This is a genomic window from Gloeothece verrucosa PCC 7822 (assembly GCF_000147335.1).
Lineage (GTDB): Bacteria > Cyanobacteriota > Cyanobacteriia > Cyanobacteriales > Microcystaceae > Gloeothece > Gloeothece verrucosa.
In genome coordinates, this window is record NC_014501.1 from 4,657,520 (window position 1) to 4,673,821 (window position 16,302).

13 protein-coding genes are annotated in these 16,302 nt (G+C 42.9%); 12 read left to right on the forward strand and 1 reads right to left on the reverse strand.

The genetic code is table 11. The annotated features are described in order from the left end of the window. The first annotated feature begins 309 nt into the window (after positions 1-309). The gene (gene rpsD / locus CYAN7822_RS20765; protein WP_013324215.1) at positions 310-918 is read left to right on the forward strand and encodes a 30S ribosomal protein S4; all 609 of its coding nucleotides are present in this window, start codon (positions 310-312) and stop codon (positions 916-918) included. A 142-nt stretch (positions 919-1,060) separates the two neighbouring features. On the opposite strand, the gene moaA is transcribed toward rpsD, so the two are convergent. Then, complete coding sequence (moaA, locus tag CYAN7822_RS20770; RefSeq protein WP_013324216.1) at positions 1,061-2,050, reverse strand: GTP 3',8-cyclase MoaA; 990 nt, start codon at positions 2,048-2,050, stop codon at positions 1,061-1,063. Positions 2,051-2,229: 179 nt separating this feature from the next. Here moaA and CYAN7822_RS20775 point away from each other — a divergent pair, with 179 nt between their 5' ends. The 11 genes from CYAN7822_RS20775 (at position 2,230) to CYAN7822_RS20825 (ending at position 16,224) form a co-directional block, all read left to right on the forward strand. Beyond that, positions 2,230-4,500 carry an FdhF/YdeP family oxidoreductase gene (locus CYAN7822_RS20775; RefSeq protein ID WP_013324217.1) on the forward strand — a complete coding sequence of 757 codons (2,271 nt, stop codon included), beginning with the start codon at positions 2,230-2,232 and terminating at the stop codon, positions 4,498-4,500. 261 nt (positions 4,501-4,761) lie between these two features. Continuing rightward, positions 4,762-6,030 carry a hypothetical protein gene (locus CYAN7822_RS20780; RefSeq protein WP_041933331.1) on the forward strand — a complete coding sequence of 423 codons (1,269 nt, stop codon included), beginning with the start codon at positions 4,762-4,764 and terminating at the stop codon, positions 6,028-6,030. Between the two features lie 30 nt (positions 6,031-6,060). After that, positions 6,061-6,240 carry a hypothetical protein gene (locus CYAN7822_RS20785; protein WP_041933332.1) on the forward strand — a complete coding sequence of 60 codons (180 nt, stop codon included), beginning with the start codon at positions 6,061-6,063 and terminating at the stop codon, positions 6,238-6,240. A 264-nt stretch (positions 6,241-6,504) separates the two neighbouring features. Continuing rightward, complete coding sequence (locus tag CYAN7822_RS20790; RefSeq protein WP_013324219.1) at positions 6,505-7,344, forward strand: DUF2382 domain-containing protein; 840 nt, start codon at positions 6,505-6,507, stop codon at positions 7,342-7,344. 259 nt (positions 7,345-7,603) lie between these two features. Next, on the forward strand, positions 7,604-8,059 hold the full coding sequence (locus CYAN7822_RS20795) for a DUF2382 domain-containing protein (RefSeq protein ID WP_157871831.1): 456 nt from the start codon (positions 7,604-7,606) through the stop codon (positions 8,057-8,059). 286 nt (positions 8,060-8,345) lie between these two features. Continuing rightward, positions 8,346-10,826, forward strand: coding sequence for a WD40 repeat domain-containing protein (locus tag CYAN7822_RS20800; protein ID WP_013324221.1), 2,481 nt, complete (start codon positions 8,346-8,348; stop codon positions 10,824-10,826). Positions 10,827-11,139: 313 nt separating this feature from the next. Next, positions 11,140-12,378, forward strand: a complete 1,239-nt coding sequence (locus CYAN7822_RS20805) for an HMA2 domain-containing protein (RefSeq protein WP_013324222.1) — start codon at positions 11,140-11,142, stop codon at positions 12,376-12,378. 45 nt (positions 12,379-12,423) lie between these two features. Next, complete coding sequence (locus CYAN7822_RS20810) at positions 12,424-14,697, forward strand: heavy metal translocating P-type ATPase (protein ID WP_013324223.1); 2,274 nt, start codon at positions 12,424-12,426, stop codon at positions 14,695-14,697. Between the two features lie 17 nt (positions 14,698-14,714). After that, entirely contained in the window at positions 14,715-15,032 is a 318-nt protein-coding gene (locus CYAN7822_RS20815; protein WP_013324224.1) for a DUF5132 domain-containing protein, read from the forward strand. 187 nt (positions 15,033-15,219) lie between these two features. Then, entirely contained in the window at positions 15,220-15,522 is a 303-nt protein-coding gene (locus CYAN7822_RS20820; protein ID WP_013324225.1) for a DUF5132 domain-containing protein, read from the forward strand. A gap of 105 nt (positions 15,523-15,627) precedes the next feature. Next, on the forward strand, positions 15,628-16,224 hold the full coding sequence (locus CYAN7822_RS20825) for an HMA2 domain-containing protein (protein WP_013324226.1): 597 nt from the start codon (positions 15,628-15,630) through the stop codon (positions 16,222-16,224). Positions 16,225-16,302: the final 78 nt, after the last annotated feature.

The window sequence follows — 16,302 nt, forward strand, 5'->3', positions numbered from 1 at the left end:
CGATTTTATTTTTAATAAAAAATTAGATCCCAAGCTCATAAGGTATAGAGAAAATTTCTTCCCTGTTCCCTATTCCCTATTCCCTATTCCCTGTTCCCTGTTCCCTGTTCCCTGTTCCCTGTTCCCTATTCCCTGTTCCCTATTCCCTGTTCCCTAAAACTAGCCACTCTGTATCTCACTCAAACGGGAATTGCTATAGCATTTTTACTTAAATTTTGCGGTTAGACAAAAAATCTAATCTGACAAACTGTGTATTTCATGATAAGATAATAGTTTTGGGATAAATTATATTAGGAGAAGCAGAGTTATATGTCTCGCTATAGAGGTCCTCGGCTTAGAGTTGTCCGCCGTTTAGGGGAATTACCCGGGTTAACCCGCAAAAATGCGCGTCGTTCCTATCCACCCGGACAACACGGACAAGCCCGTAGAAAACGCTCAGAATACGCCATTCGTCTAGAAGAAAAGCAAAAATTGCGCTTCAACTATGGAGTGAGTGAAAAACAGTTGATTCGCTACGTCCGTAAAGCGCGGCGTGCCACCGGTTCAACCGGTCAAGTTTTACTGCAACTGCTAGAAATGCGCTTGGATAATACCATCTTTCGTTTAGGCATGGCGGGCACCATTCCGGCAGCACGTCAGTTAGTCAATCATGGCCATATTTTGGTTAATGATCAGGTTGTTGATATTGCCAGTTATCAGTGCCGCCCCGGAGATGTCATTAAAGTTAAAAACCAAGAACGCTCTCGCAAGTTAGTAGAAGCGAACATGGAATATCCGGGTTTAGCTAATTTACCTTCTCATCTGGAATTTGATAAGAATACCTTCATTGGTAAAGTTAACGGGGTAATTGAGCGCGAATGGATTGCTTTGAATATTAATGAACTGCTGGTAGTTGAGTTCTATTCTCGTCAAGCTTAATTCAGTTATCAGTTATCAGTTATGGTTCTTCGTGCTGATAACTGTTGCTTTTTTTCAAATTAAAAATATAGAGAAACTATCGGCCAAATTAAACTATTACTTTAGAGATTTTGAACCGTTTAAGTCAATCAGATCAATAATTTCAACCTCCAATTTGAGACATAGTACGAGTATAAATGCCGCTTGTAGTTCCCGAATTTCGCTGTTTAAAATTAATTTCGGCTTTAATCTGTAATAATTCCTTTACCTGCTCTCTTAATTCACTAACCGATACTCCTCGACGTAAAGCAGTTTTTAAATCAATTTGACCGGTTTCATTTAATAAACAAGGACGTAACCAACCATCGGCCGATAAACGTACGCGGTTACAGCGATCACAAAAACACTCCGACATCTGACTAATAAATCCTAACGTACCTTTTGCCCCCGGTATTTGAAACACATCCGCCGGTCCATTTCCCCTCACTTGAGACTCCCTTAACCCCCATCTGTCTCGAATGCGTTGGCGTAACTCTTCTGAGGGTATCCAAGCTCTTTGCTCAAATAGATTTGCATTGCCAATGGGCATAAATTCTATAAATCTAACGTGCCAATGACGATCAATACTTAAAGCCGCTAAATCCAAGATTTCCTCCTCATTCACCCCAGGAATAACCACCACATTAAGCTTGAGAGGATCAAAACCTACCTCATGCGCTGCCTGAATGCCTGCCCAAGTTTTTTGCCAGCGACTTCTCCCGCGATTACCAATGATTTTATCAAATGTTTCTGGATTTAGAGAATCTAAACTAATATTAATCCGTCTTAAGCCCGCTTGATAAAGATCGCTGGCAAAATCTGCCAATAAAAAAGCATTAGTGGTCATGGCTAAATCTTCCGTGCCGGGTAAACCTGCAATCTCCCGTACCAAGTTCACTACTCTCGGACGCAGTAAAGGTTCTCCCCCTGTCAAGCGAAATTTTTTAAACCCAAGCGGCATAAAAACCTCTTTGAGAAGCGTTAACAGTTCCTCGTTAGTCAGCAGTTCAGGTAAAAGAATATAATCCAGTTCTGCTCCTTCAGGCATACAGTAATGACAGCGAAAGTTACAACGGTCAATCAGACTGATACGAAGATAGTCGACTTGATTCATAGATCATTAGATACAGGGGCCTTCTTTATCTTAGGATAACGACTTTAACAACCTTTGTGTTGCCAAACTCCACCGAAAAAAATTGACGAGAAAAAATTCTGTGATCCTAGAAAAATTTAAGGTAGCGTGAAAAAAGTAGCCCGAAAATCCACAGGCTTTTTTTGCTCGGAGTAACTCTTATGGATGCAGATACAAAACCAGCAGATCAACACCCTCAAACCCCTAGCACGGATGAGCATCATAACCCCGACAAGGGAGGCGGCTTACCCTTAATACAATATTGGGCAGAACATACCTTGTCTCCTGAAGGGCCCAAACTATGGCAAACATTACTTCATAAAAGCGCTTGTTTGTCCTGCGCTTGGGGAACCGGTGGGCAAAAAGGAGGATTTACCAATGAGGTAGGCGAAAGCTTACAACGCTGTATGAAGAGTGTAGAAGCCATCAGCGCCGAAATTCAACCCCCCGTTAAACATCATTTCTTTGATGAGCATAGTATTAGCCAACTTCAGCAGTTAACCTCCAGAGAAGCTGATCGCCTTGGTCGTCTCAGTTTTCCGGTCATTCTGCGTGAGGGGAAAACTCACTATGAGCGAATTTCTTGGCAGGAAATTTACCAAATTGCTGAAAGTGCTTTCCGTAAAGCCCCTGAGAGAGTAGCCTCTTATAGTTCCGGGCGTTCCTCCAATGAAGCCGCTTATCTGCTACAACTGATGATGCGGACATTAGGGTCAAATAATTTAGCCGACTGTTCGGATCTCTGCCACGTCGCTTCTACCGTTGGGTTAAAAGAGATGTTTGGGTCGGGCACTTCAATGGTCAGCCTAGAAAGCCTACAAAAAGCTGATTGTGTGGTTTTAGTTGGCTCTAATGCCCCTGCTAACCATCCTCGTTTGATGAACGAATTGATTAAACTGCGGGATCGCGGCGGAAAGGTTATTGTGGTAAATCCTGTGCAGGAAGTGGGCTTACTTAAGTTTGCTTCTCCGGCTTTCCCCCTTACATCCTTGATCAATGGCTCGGAAATTGCCTCATTATATCTTCAACTGATCCCCGGTAGTGATGTCGCTCTGTTTGTGGGCATTCAAAAAGCGTTAATTGAACAAAATTTGCTGAAAATCGATTATCTAAAAGACCATACACAAGGATGGGAAGCGGTGATCGACTATGCTCAATTAACGCCTTGGGAAAAGATTACTCAAACTTGCGGCCTTTCTCAACCAGAAATAGAAGTGGCGGCTCAAATGATTGCTAGTTCTAAAGGAGTAATCTTTGCTTGGGCCATGGGAGTCACTCAACATACAAACGGCGTAGATAACGTTTTTGCTATCGCTAATACAGCCCTATTAAGCGGCAATGCTGGTAAAGAGGGTGCCGGTACTATGCCTATTCGCGGACATTCTAATGTTCAAGGATATGGCTCTATGGGGGTAACCATACGCCTGAAAAAAGAAATTCAAGAAGCCCTCGAAAAACTCCTAGGACGCTCTTTAAGTCGTGTTCCGGGATATCACGCCCGAGATTTGATTGAAGCCGCCTATGGGGGCAAAGTTGACACCCTCATCTGTGTCGGGGGAAATTTATATGCCGCTAATCCAGATTTGAATCAAGCTAAAGCCGCTTTAGGCCAAATTGAAACCATCTTTTATTTGGCAACTAAACCCAATTTAGGCCATTTTCACGGTTTAGCTCGGAAAAATACGATTATTATTCCGGTGTTAAATCGCTTTGAAAATCCCCATAAAACCACCACAGAATCCGGTAACAATTTCGTTCGCCTTAATGATGAGGGAAAAACCCATATAACAGAAGGGTACCTGATTTCAGAAGTAGAATTTTTAAGCGAATTAGCCGCACGACTTTTGGGGGATTATCCGGTTAACTGGCGGGGACTTCAAGATACTAAATATATCAGACAATTAATCGCCCAAACGATCCCCGGTTTTGAAAAAATGGCTACCATCGATGAAACCGGCGAAGAATTCACCATTGGCGACAGAATTTTTACAGAACCCTTATTTGCCACTGCTTCCGGCAAAGCGAGTATGTATGTTACCCCGATCCCCGAATTAAGCTTACCTACTCTCAAAGATTTTGGCCTACCTGAATCAGTCAAAGGTATAGTCTTAACTCTGATTACTCTACGCAGTTACTCTCAACATAATACGGTAGTCTATAAGGAGCATGATTACTATCGAGGAATGCCGCATCGCCATTGTATTTTAATGAATCAAAAAGATGCTCACAGTGGCGGATGGCAAGAACATCAGCGCGTCACGGTACAAGGAGATGCCGGCAAACTCGAAAACGTTGAGATTATCTTCGGTTCGGTGCGGACTGGAGCGGCTGTCATGTTTTATCCGGAAGCTAATGTGATTTTTAAAGCTAAAACTGATCCTCGCTGTGGTATTCCGGGTTTTAAGCGAGTTCCTGTGCTGATTTATGCCTAAATTATCGGTTTTTTCGAGGCTGGCTCAAATTGTGTTTAAATCTGTCGCAATTTGTCTTGCGGATGACACTTGGTGCTATGCTCCAATTAACTAGGAAAAATTAACAATTTTTGATGGCTCGTCCCTTGGTGTTAGCTAAGGGACTCTTTATTATGGTTATCAGCCACCGAAGGCTATCACGAAGGTAACTAAAATTGCTAAGATGTAGTTTTTAACTGAGATGCGTTTTTGTTTTATCAGGGCAAACAGCAAATAATAATCATGAATAGGGCACAAGCTTACGAGTTGGCAAAAGCTAGAGGATACAATAAATCTATTTCGGCTTTTGGGGGACAGTTTACGAGAAACCCTCAAGCAGTGGTCTGTGGGATCAAACGTATAGAGAAAGGCGTTTTTGTCGAGGTAGACAGCGAAGCGACCGCCGCCGTCCACAGCAATGACGATCATAATTCAATCACCGTCGAGACTCAACCTCCCTCGTTGCCGCTAAACGAGGAAAAAACATTGCTTGAAGAACCTCCCCCATCCACGACTTCACCAGAAACAACTCAAAAAGATAACAGTCCTCTTCAACAAAAGTCAAAAGACTCCCCAGAAGACGATTCTTCCTCTTTTACTCAAGAATCCGAGGCGCAAGACCCCCAACAACCCTCCGAAACCCAAGAAACTCCCGAACAGCCTGGGGGACCGAACGAGTTCCCGACTGCGGCTACCGAAATCACTCAAAAAGATCAGCTTGCTCCTAAACAGGACGACTCAGCCGAGGAGAAAAAGTCTTTTCGACAACAGTCCGATCGACCTCCGAGAATCAGACGAAAACTCTACACCGCTAACGGGACTCATCAGGCGATCTGTCGGTTTCAAGGCGTTTTGATGCCTAAACCTGAAGGGGAAAAAGGGTTTAAATTACTGCTTCCTGGGTTGGAGGTAGAAGCCCATTTTGCTTTTTCTAAAACCTTGTGGTACTATCGCCAAAATCCTCATCTGTTCGAGGGGGTTAAAAACTATATTGGCTATCCTAAGTTAACCGGCGAGGGCAAACTGGTTAAAATTCAAATCGTGGCCATCGATCAACAGCAAACTTTTCAAAGAGAACAATGGGAATTTATTGGGATGTGGTGTGGGCCTCAGAAAGCCCTTTTTGTTCAGCGTCAAGGACAGATGTTTCCTGATGAAGAACGTCCTCACTACTATAAATATCGCTTTAAAAATCAAGATGAGTATAGAAAGTATCTCTGGGACCGCTATGCCTATCAAATTATTGCCAAGCGGGAAGGGGATGAATTACTCATTGTTCGCAATAACCCCTTTGCTTGTCCTAGAAGAAAACCTGAACCTCCGATGAGAGGCAAACCGCCATTCGGCGATCGCTCGGCATCAGGCGGCAAACCTTCATTCGGTGATCGACCCCCATCAGACAGCAGACCGGACCGTCGGGAACGAGTGATAAGCCCCGGTGAAAGTAAATCTACCTTGCCTAAACCCTCTGGAAAGCCTCAACCTAGAGTGGTGCGAACTTCAGAGTCATAAATCGCGCCGCCAGGCAAAAGCGAGGGCCCGGTGACAACAAACAAAAATAATTACGAGCGAGGGTTAGCCATCCGTTTTAACGGGTGGCAGTCGAACGAGACGGGTTTTGGCGGTTCATTAACAAGTCCCCGATTTGACAAGATTTTAAATAAATTGGTGCAAGATCTGAGTTGGGCAATGGGCAATGGGCAATGGGGCCCGGTGAAATAAAGGATAAAATAGCCTTTGTCCTTTCCCCTTTCACCCTTCCCCTTTAAGCCTTCCCCTTTAAACCTTCCCCGATTTGACAAGGTTTTAAATAAATTGGTGCAAGATCTGAGCCTTCCCCTTTCCCCAAAAACAAGTTTTATTCCTATTCCTATTGAAAGATACATTAATCAAAATTTTCCTAATTAACACTCATTCTTGAGTTAGAAGGATTTTTCCTTTTGCTCGAGTAAGATGAAAAATAAATTAAGTAGGAGATTATGATAAATGTCCTTAATTAAAATTCACGATTACAATCCTAATTACAAAGACGATATTTTTCGCGGTTCCGATATCAAAGGATACAGTATTTATGGAAATCTAGATCAAGATAAAGTCGGTTCGGTTTATGATATTTTAGTAGATGAATCTGGATTTTTGCGTTATCTAGTTATTGATACTGGACTGTGGATTTTTGGCAAAAAAGTTTTACTCCCTATTGGCCGTTGCCGCATAGATTACGCTAATCGTCGTGTTTATGCGACCGATTTAACCCGAGAACAAGTAGAAAGTTTGCCCGAATACAATGATGATCTCACAGTAGATTATAACTACGAGGAGCGCGTGAGAAATGCTTATCGTCGTCCTGGCGTTCAAGCGGCTGCCTACACTTCCAACAGTTACAATTATGAGCATGAGCCAGAACTCTATGGCGTGAGACAAAAGGATCATGATACGATTAAGCTTTATGAAGAACGCTTAATTGCTAATAAAACTCGTGAGAAAACCGGCGAAGTCACTATTGGTAAACGAGTAGAAACTGAACAAGCTACAGCCTCTGTTCCTGTTCAAAAAGAGCGGGTTATTGTGGAACGCAATAATCCTACCAACCCAGATCAGCCTGTAACCCCCGGTGAAGTCGCTTTCCGAGAGGGTGAAGTGGCTCGCGTGGCTGTCTATGAGGAAACAGCAGATATCCATAAACAAGCCTTTGTTCGTGAAGAAGTCACCGTCAGAAAAGAGATCGAACAAGATCAAGTCACCGCTAAAGAAACCCTACGTCGTGAAGAGTTAGATGTGGATGTAGATGGCAAACCCATTATTAACGATTCCACTCTTAACCGCTAAAAACCCTCACTTCAGTTAAGCTGAGGTAGCTCCGAATAAGGGAAAGGGAGGTTAGTGCGGAACGAGTTCCGCACCCGGGCCCATCATTGATGGGTTTCCCTCTCCACACTCATAGAGAATTGCTTATTATTCCATTGACTCATTCTAGCAAACCTCGGTTTAGGTTTGGTCAAATAAATTTTAGGCCAATTTTCACTAATGGGGTCTAGAATCGCTCACCTATTTTAATAAATTTTACAATTAATAATCCTCTAGGACAATGATGACTAACAACGCTCTGAATCCTGACGCAGAAGCTCGAGAAGTAGAAGAGTACCAGATTGAATTATTGGAAGAAAGGCTGAAGATTGATCGCCATAGACGCAAAGTTGGAGAAGTTGTTATTCGTAAAGAGATAGAAATTAAAACAGTTGAAATCCCTGTTCGTTTAGAAAAATTAATTATTGAACAAGTCGGCACAGAAACTCAACGTTTAGCAGAAGTTGATTTAAGTCGGGAAACGATTACAGGCGATGACTTATTCAAAACAACACCCACAACGGCGGCGACTACGGTAGAAGGAACCTTTTCTTCTCTCGAGCAAGCTATAGAAATTTTAGCCATCATCGCTCGTCAACCTCCTCATGGTTGTCAGTCGGTACAAGTTAAACTCCTGCTTGAAGATGGTAAATTTCAGGAAAGTTATCAAATTATGTTCCAAAAATACGCCCAATAAATCGGCTCTTAATCAAGTCAATCTTCAGGCTACTGTGGGGTGTGTTAGCATAATGTTAATGCACCCGTTACCTCTTTCTACAAGTTTTGTGAACGGTTGAGACAGGGTGTAGGGGGTAGGGTGTGGGCTGTCAGTGTAATATCAAGTGTAAGGGTGTAGAGGGCGGTTTAAATAAATTAACCAAGTTAAAATAAGGTTAAATCAAGTTTATCAATTAAAACTTTGACTAATCTCCTGATTTAAGCTTAAATAATACTCAGCAAGAACCACAACAAACCAGGCTGTTATGGAGCAATGGTTAACTCTATTTTTTCGAGTAGCACTACCGGTATTTAAAACCCTAGTCTATGCCGGCACGAATCACTTACTATCCAATTTCTCTGACGAGTTAGAGAGTCAGCAGAAGCATCAAGTTAAACAGATGCTTAGAACAGTAGGAATAGGTAAGCAGCAAGCACTAGAAACAGAATCCATTACCCTTGGCGAACAAATCGCCGAATTAGGCTATCAAAAAGCCATAGAACTTCAGGAATTAGTCAAAGATGTCACCACAACGGTGAATGAAACTCGCCTAGATTTTCATCAGCAGCGATTTCAACAGGAAAAAATCTTACAACAAAAATTAGCCGCCGACAAGCGAGAAGCCATTGTTAAACTGGCGGCTTATCAACGAGAAACGACCTTACTCTTACCCGAAGTCCAAAAAACCTTTGAACATTGGCCGTTACGTCTGTTTCCTTGTCAATTGCTCCACAGTCATCCGAAAGATCAATTGATCCCTCTGCGGGTGTTGTTAGCGCCGCCCCAAATTCCCGCTCAGGCAGGGGAACAGTTTTCAGAAATGGGTTCAGTAGAAACCGAAAAAAGATTATCACAAAAATTAAGAAAATTTCTCAATCAACATTATTCTTTACATAGTTCTCAGAGAAAAACCGAATTTTTAGGGGGGGCTTGGAAACCCCAAAATTTTTATGGAGAATCCAGTATTAAGGCCCTATTTTGGATGTTAAAATCGGAACCCACTTTGATTTTAGAATCGGAAATAGATGGCAATCTATTAACTTTGCGGCTGGCTTATTGGGGATTAGGACAGCAACAATATTTTTATGGCACAATTTTTCAAATTCCCTATCAAGAGTTTCTTTTAGAATCGGCGAAAAAAAGAGCTTTAAAATGGAAAGAAACCGCCGAAAAACTTTTAAAATTAGGAAAATCTCGAGAAGATATTAATCGATTAGGAGGAGACAACCTCTTCAATTTGGCTATTTTAGAAGAATTAGAAGAATTACAACAAGCCGGACTTGATATTAGCCAATTTCCTCTCAATTTAAAAATCCATAGCCAAGATTGGGAAAACCTTTTAAATTTCTTGTCTTTATGCCATTGCTTTGTCGCTGGTTCTATTGCTGATATCCACTATCTGATTCAAAATGATCTTTCTCCGATTTTGCCGGACTTATTGCCTCAGCTAATCGACGAAAAAATCGAAGAAAAATCTTATTGGGGTTTACTGAGGGCAACAGTGACCATTTATGAAGAAGTGATACAGAATTTAGCAAAAGAGCGTCCTTATTGGATACCTGAGTTAACCTTAAAACTCGCTAAAAGCCTCATTCAACTGTCGGATCAGTCCTTAGCCGCCGAACAAGTCAATAGTTCTTTGAAAATTTGGCTACAACAACGACAACTCTCACCCGTAAAAGGAATAGAAGACCTAGAAGTCGTCCAGTCTAGCTTAACCAGTCAAGACCAAGAATATTTAAAAACCCTACAAGAATGTTTTGCCATTTTAGGAGAACATCAAAAAGTCATTCAAGTGCAAGGACTGCTGAGTTATCTCAATACACCCTCTCCGCAAAATACTTCTAATCAACCCATACAGTTTGCGCTGGCAGGAACCATCAATACCACATCCGGGGGGGTAGTTTCTTTAATTTTAAGTGCTGATGGCAAAGAATTAATCAATCTCGGGGATCGCTCTATTCTAGAAGTATGGACCCTGAGTGCTTCAACCCCCATTTTAAGCCAGACCTTAACCCATCATTGTGGTCAAGTTCTCGCTTGTTCCCTCAGTCCGGATCAGCAATTTTTAGCCACCAGCGATCATACCAACAATAGAAGTTATATTAAACTCTGGCATTTACCGAGCGAAACCCTAGAAAAAACCTTATTTGGACACAAAAAAGAAATTTATGCTTTACTCATCACCCCTGATGGTCAAACCCTGATCAGTGCTTCTCATAAAATTAAACTGTGGAACCTCAAAAGCGGCGAACCTTTCCAAACTCTCTTTGGTCATCGAGAATGGGTAACCAGTTTAGCGGTTTCTCCCAATGGTCAAATTCTCGTCAGTGGTAGTGAAGATAACACCCTCAGAGTTTGGAAGTTGCAAACCGGAGATTTATTTTGCACCTTAAGCGGACATCAAGCCGCCGTTAAAACAGTCGCTATCAGTCCTGATGGAAAATTCGCCCTCAGTGGAAGTAGCGACGAAACTATTAATTTATGGGATATTAGAAACGGAAAACTCGTCCAAACCTTAAAAGACCATACAGACGCAGTTAATACCATTACTTTTAGCCCTGATGGTCAGTATTTTGTCAGTGGAAGCGAAGATACCACCCTAAAAATCTGGAATTTTCAGACCTTAGAATGTGTCCAAACCTTAAACGGTCACACTTGTGCGATTAGTTCTATTGCTCTAAGTCGTGACGGACACACCCTAGTCAGTGGCGATAAGGACAATAAGATTTTGATTTGGCAATAGTAAGCTCAGATACATTTCAAGGCTAAACTCCCCTCAAGATATACTGACATACACAATTAATTGATCTAAGATGAGAAAATATCTCATTTATCGCCCCGGCTCAACGCGGCAAAAGCTAGAACAGGGGCAAAAATTCGCCATAAACATTAAAATACGGTTAAGCCAAAATTAACGATTGATAAGGATTAATTTTCAGAATGTTAAAAAAGATAAAAATATTTTTGAACTGTTTCCCATGAACATACGTTATACTTATGATGAAAGTAAGGTTAAGAATAGGTTAACCCAAGGCGAACTCAAGGTCACGTAAAAAATGAACAATGTAGAAAGCACCTGTTCACAGCAGGGGTTTGAGATTCTACATAGTGTTGCTAACCGGGTTCGACTGCGTGCATTAGACACAAAGACGAAGGACAAACTAACGGCCATAGCGCAACACTTGCGAACAATAGCGGGAATTGAATCAGTCCGCATCAACCAAGATACTGGTAGTCTCGTGATTACCTATGATCAAAATCAACTATCTCGCGCACAAGTGCAGCAACTTTTTGAGCCTTATGGTGTCACTCAAGAAACGCCCTCACCAGAATTAACGGGTGCGGATACCTATAACCAAACCCTCAAACGACTAACCTCATTGATTCCCCCAGTGGTGGGACTTGCGGCGGTGCGAGGATTAGGAATCGTCGGATGGCAAGGGTTTGCGGCCTATATGGTGGCCACTCAAGTGACTCGTGGCCTGATGAATCAATTTGAGAGTCCATCGTCAAAATTAGCCGAAAAAAAATTGCCGCTTGAGACAACAAACTCGTCAAAACCGGCTCACTCAAACTATCAAGTGATTCACGAAATACCTGGAAGGATTCGTCTTTCCTTCAAAAAAGTTAAGCAAGACCTTGACTTGGTAAAGAAATTGGAAAACTTAACCCAGTGGGATAACCGTATTACCAGTGTACGAGTTAATCCTGAAGCGGAAACGGTAGTGATCAACTATCGAACAGCAACCCCCTTAAATACCGGACAAATACCTTTAAATGCGGCTGAATTAATCGCTTTAATAGAATTGATTACCGAGCATGAGGCAGACTTAAAAAATCCATCCATCGCCGAAATCTTGAACCCTGAAAAAGTTATCCCTCAAGAGACTGAAAATCGGGCCATTGATCACCCTGAATCTGTGAAACAGAAGGGTCAAGAAAAAAGCGAAAATGTAATCGAACAGACAGAAACCGACTCAACAAATGTGTTAGGCTCTGAACTCGTGTCAGAAGAAGACGAGAATAATCCTCAAGCGCCTTCTGAACCCAAAAATCAACTGGGGGAGAATGCGAGTTCCGTACTCGATGAATCTGAGCCACTCGTTTCCTCAACGAAAGAGCCGCCCGCAGACTCATCAGATGAGAAAACCATTAATTCTATAGAATCAGCACCAGACGCTGAAAGGTTCGAGCTTTCCGAGTATCCTTTAGACAGTCCTTGGCGGCGGTTCAAAGCTTGTATGCTCAATACCATGCTCAGATTAATGGTTAACTTTCCGCTTCAACAAGCTTAATTAATTCATCTATAAACAATAATTCTCACCACCGGGAGGGTGTAAATGGTAAATTTGGCACTGTCTCCTGTTAAAACTATCAACAGGGGAGAAACTTTTAAGAGATCGGCAGCAATTGCAACCACGACAACACAAGACAAATTAGTCTTATCTTGTCCGCCGGTCTCCTATCGGATCGTTCATGAAGTAGCAGGACGAATTCGAGTTCGCATTCCAAAAATCATTAACGATCTCGACTATTGTCAAGCGTTACAAGCCTTAGCCTCGCTAGATGAACAGATTACAGAGCTTAAGGTCAAACGTAGTGCCGGCTCAGTTACCTTTTACTATCAACCCGAAAAGCTTTCTGTCAAAGAAAGCCGCGCTTACTGTAGCGAACTGATAGAACTGGCCAATCATCCCGCCATCTACCAACAGCGCGATGAAATTATCGATGAATGTGAAAAATCCGAGCAGAAAATTTCTTGGTCTGCCCTAAGACTCCCCCTAGCCGCAACGGTTTTGGCACTGCTCAACGGTCCATTAGGATTCACCCTTCCCGCCTTGGTGGTTAGAGGCGTTATCGCTGCGGCGGCTCTCCCTGTAGTCAAACGTGCTTGGGAAGGCATTTTAGAAGAACGCAAGCTCAACGTAGATTTTCTCGACTTGACGGCGATCACCATTATTACGGCTCAAAGTCATTTCTTGACCTCTTGCAGTATGTTGTTACTGATTCAACTCGGGGAAACTATTCGAGAACTAACCGCCCGTTCCTCAAAAAATCAAGCCTTAGATTTACTGAGTTCTTTAGCTCAAAGCGCATGGGTAGAAAGAAACGGGGAAAAACTGCAAATCCCCCTAGAAAAACTGCTCCCTGAAGATACCGTGATCGTCTATCCCGGCGAACAAATTCCGGTGGATGGTCATATTCTGCAAGGAAAAGCCCTCATTGATGAACAAAGACTCACCGGCGAATCTATGCCAGTGGTGAAAAATCAAGGGGAGATGGTGTATGCTTCTACCCTCGTCAGAGAAGGGCAAATTTATGTCTTAGCCGAACGCTTAGGCGAAGAAACCCGCGCAGGACAAACCCTAAAAATGCTCAAAGAGGTACCTATACACGATACCCGCATGGAAAACTATGCCGCCAAGCTGGCTGATAATACCGTAATGCCTACGATATTATTAGGGGCCTTAGTTTTTGCGGTCACTCGTAATCCGGCTCGCGCCGCCTCGGTTCTCACTATCGACTTTGCCACCGGTATTCGCGTCTCAGTGCCCACCACCGTGATGGCTGCCTTATATGGAGCCGCTCGCCGAGGCGTTGTGATCCGCAGTGGACGGGCATTAGAACAACTGGCGCAAGTAGATGCCATCGTCTTTGATAAAACCGGCACCTTAACCCAAGGCAACATTCAAGTCATTGGCATCAAAACCGCTTCCGAGCAAATAGTCCCCGAACGAGTGGTACAACTGGCCGCCGCCGCCGAAAAACGCATCACTCACCCAGTGGCAGAAGCCGTAATTCGTTACGCCAAAGATAACAAAATAGAGGTTCCTTCTCGAGGAGAATGGGATTTTCAAGTGGGTTTAGGCATTCGCGCCGAGATCGAAGGGCACGATGTTTTAGTGGGTAGCGAGCGCTTCTTAATTAAAGAAGGAGTTAATGTCGAGCCTCTGTATGAGCATAACCCAGAACTCAAAGAAAACAGCTATCCCTTAATTTACGTCGCCAGTGATGGGGAAGTGTTGGGTGTGCTAGAGTATACTGACCCTCTGCGGAAAGAAACCCCAAGCGTAATTAAAGCTTTACGCGAGGAAATGGGCGCAGAAATTCACATCCTCACCGGCGATATTCAACAACGCGCTGCCGCCGTCGCTCAAATTTTAAACATTCCCCCCAGTAATACCCACGCTGAAGCCTTCCCAGAAACTAAAGCGCAAATCGTTCAAAGCTTACACAATGAAGGTTATACCGTCGCCTTTGTGGGAGATGGCTTAAATGATTCAGCCGCCTTAGCTTATGCAGATGTGTCGATTTCCTTCGCCGAAGGTTCAGATGTGGCGCGAGAAACCGCAGATGTAGTATTAATGAAGAATAATCTCCAGGGATTAGTAGAAGCGATCGCTATTGCCCGCAACGCCAAACAAATTATCTATCAAAACGCGGCAATTGTGGGCGTGCCTAACCTTTGTGGATTAGCCCTTGCCTCCACCATAGGGATTAATCCCATGACAGCAACCATGATTAACAATGGTTCAAGCGTGCTGGCAGGAATGAATGGACTTCGCCCTGTCCTGACAGCCAAAATCGAAGACGAAGAACAACCACAACTATAAAATAAGGAAGGTGTATTATGGCTTTAATCAGTGATACTTTTGAAGGAATTGGTGCTTTAGTGGAAGATTTCGGCGTTCCGGGTCTAGTGGTTGGGGTTGGTGCTATCGTTTTAGCCCCAGTTTTAGGACCTACTTTAGTTAAAGTGGGTAAACCAGCCGCTAAAGCGCTTGTTAAAGGCAGCATTTTGTTCTACGAAAAGAGTCGAGGCACTTTAGCCGAAGCTAGAGAAGCTCTCGAAGATTTAGTAGCAGAAAGCCGCGCCGAATTGGCCGAAGCACAAGAGCGTAAACTTTTAGAAGGTTCTAGCGGCTCCTCGGTTCAACCCGAAGGATAGATAGACTGCCTCTCTACCATCGCATCCGGCATAGGGAGACAATTTTTCTTCCTCTGCTTTGTATACTGGAAAACCTTATTTTAGGGGATGAATTTAAAAGCTTGTGTATGATTTTAGACATACAAAGATCCCCTAAATTAAGAACTAGATAAACTGTAATTAGGTAAGCCAAACTAGGAGGTGAAAAATGGCTTTTAAGATCACAGACTTATGGGCAAATGCAGCCGAAGAATTTGGTATTCCCGGGATTGCGGCCGGACTTGGAGCAATTGTACTGACTCCTTTAGTGATTCCTGCGGTTGCTAAAGTCGGTAAACCCGTTGCTAAAGCGGCAATTAAAGGTTCTATTGTGCTGTATGAAAAGAGTCGAGGCGTACTCGCAGAAGCCGGGGAAGTGTTCGAAGATTTAGTGGCAGAAGCCAAAGTTGAATTGGCAGAAGAACAAACCCCCAATTCGGTTACTGTTGACACCCCTTCCGAAGCCGGTTAAGGCCGGCTTGAGTTTTTGAGTATACCTTTTCCTCGTCCTGTTGCTTAGGGCGAAGGGAAGGGCTTTTCTATCAGTAAAGATATAGTTTATCGAGGTGATGAAAAAATGGCAATCGCTAGTTATATTCCCAAAGAATTAGCGAGGGACGAAAGCCCAAAAACTGACAGGACAGTAACGGTTGCTCATCTTGTTAGTTCTTCTCCTGGAAGAATTCGGCTAAGATTAGATAAAGAATCTCGTCAACCCCAAAACATCGAGCAACTGGTTAATGTTCTAAAAGAACAGTTAGAAATTTATCGGGTACGCGGCAATCCTCAGACAGGAAGTCTCACTATATTTTATGCTACTAACCATTGGAATTTTGAAAAAATTAGAGAATTTTTACAAAGTTTAAATATAGCTGTTTTAACGGCTGAAAACAAGATTAATCCTCATCCTCATCAATCAGTTGCAGCCGCTAACGTGACGGGCTTTTTTACAGATTTAAATAAACAAGTCAGAGAAGCCACTGAGGGAACAGTTGATATTAGATTTCTGGTTCCTTTAGGTTTTAGTTTTCTGGCGGTGCGGCAACTGTTGATTAAGGGATTAAGTTTAGAGATTATTCCTTGGTATGTGTTTGCTTGGTATGCTTTTGATAGCTTTCTCAAGTTGCATTATACCAGCGATCCAGCTTCTAAGCACAAAATTCTATCTGAGTAAGCTAAAGCCTGAATATTTAGACTTTAACAGTAGGGTGAGTCAGGCTCACTCTAGGATTTTTTAATAGGTAATTTGTCG

Excerpts from the sequence above, each read along its gene's own strand:
- CYAN7822_RS20775 (WP_013324217.1), top strand. The coding sequence starts at position 2,230 with ATGGATGCAGATACAAAACCAGCAGATCAACACCCTCAAACCCCTAGC.
- CYAN7822_RS20805 (WP_013324222.1), top strand. The coding sequence starts at position 11,140 with ATGAACAATGTAGAAAGCACCTGTTCACAGCAGGGGTTTGAGATTCTA.
- CYAN7822_RS20815 (WP_013324224.1), top strand. The coding sequence starts at position 14,715 with ATGGCTTTAATCAGTGATACTTTTGAAGGAATTGGTGCTTTAGTGGAA.
- CYAN7822_RS20795 (WP_157871831.1), top strand. The coding sequence starts at position 7,604 with ATGATGACTAACAACGCTCTGAATCCTGACGCAGAAGCTCGAGAAGTA.
- CYAN7822_RS20790 (WP_013324219.1), top strand. The coding sequence starts at position 6,505 with ATGTCCTTAATTAAAATTCACGATTACAATCCTAATTACAAAGACGAT.
- rpsD (WP_013324215.1), top strand. The coding sequence starts at position 310 with ATGTCTCGCTATAGAGGTCCTCGGCTTAGAGTTGTCCGCCGTTTAGGG.
- CYAN7822_RS20820 (WP_013324225.1), top strand. The coding sequence starts at position 15,220 with ATGGCTTTTAAGATCACAGACTTATGGGCAAATGCAGCCGAAGAATTT.
- moaA (WP_013324216.1), bottom strand. The coding sequence starts at position 2,050 with ATGAATCAAGTCGACTATCTTCGTATCAGTCTGATTGACCGTTGTAAC.
- CYAN7822_RS20825 (WP_013324226.1), top strand. The coding sequence starts at position 15,628 with ATGGCAATCGCTAGTTATATTCCCAAAGAATTAGCGAGGGACGAAAGC.
- CYAN7822_RS20800 (WP_013324221.1), top strand. The coding sequence starts at position 8,346 with ATGGAGCAATGGTTAACTCTATTTTTTCGAGTAGCACTACCGGTATTT.
- CYAN7822_RS20810 (WP_013324223.1), top strand. The coding sequence starts at position 12,424 with ATGGTAAATTTGGCACTGTCTCCTGTTAAAACTATCAACAGGGGAGAA.
- CYAN7822_RS20780 (WP_041933331.1), top strand. The coding sequence starts at position 4,762 with ATGAATAGGGCACAAGCTTACGAGTTGGCAAAAGCTAGAGGATACAAT.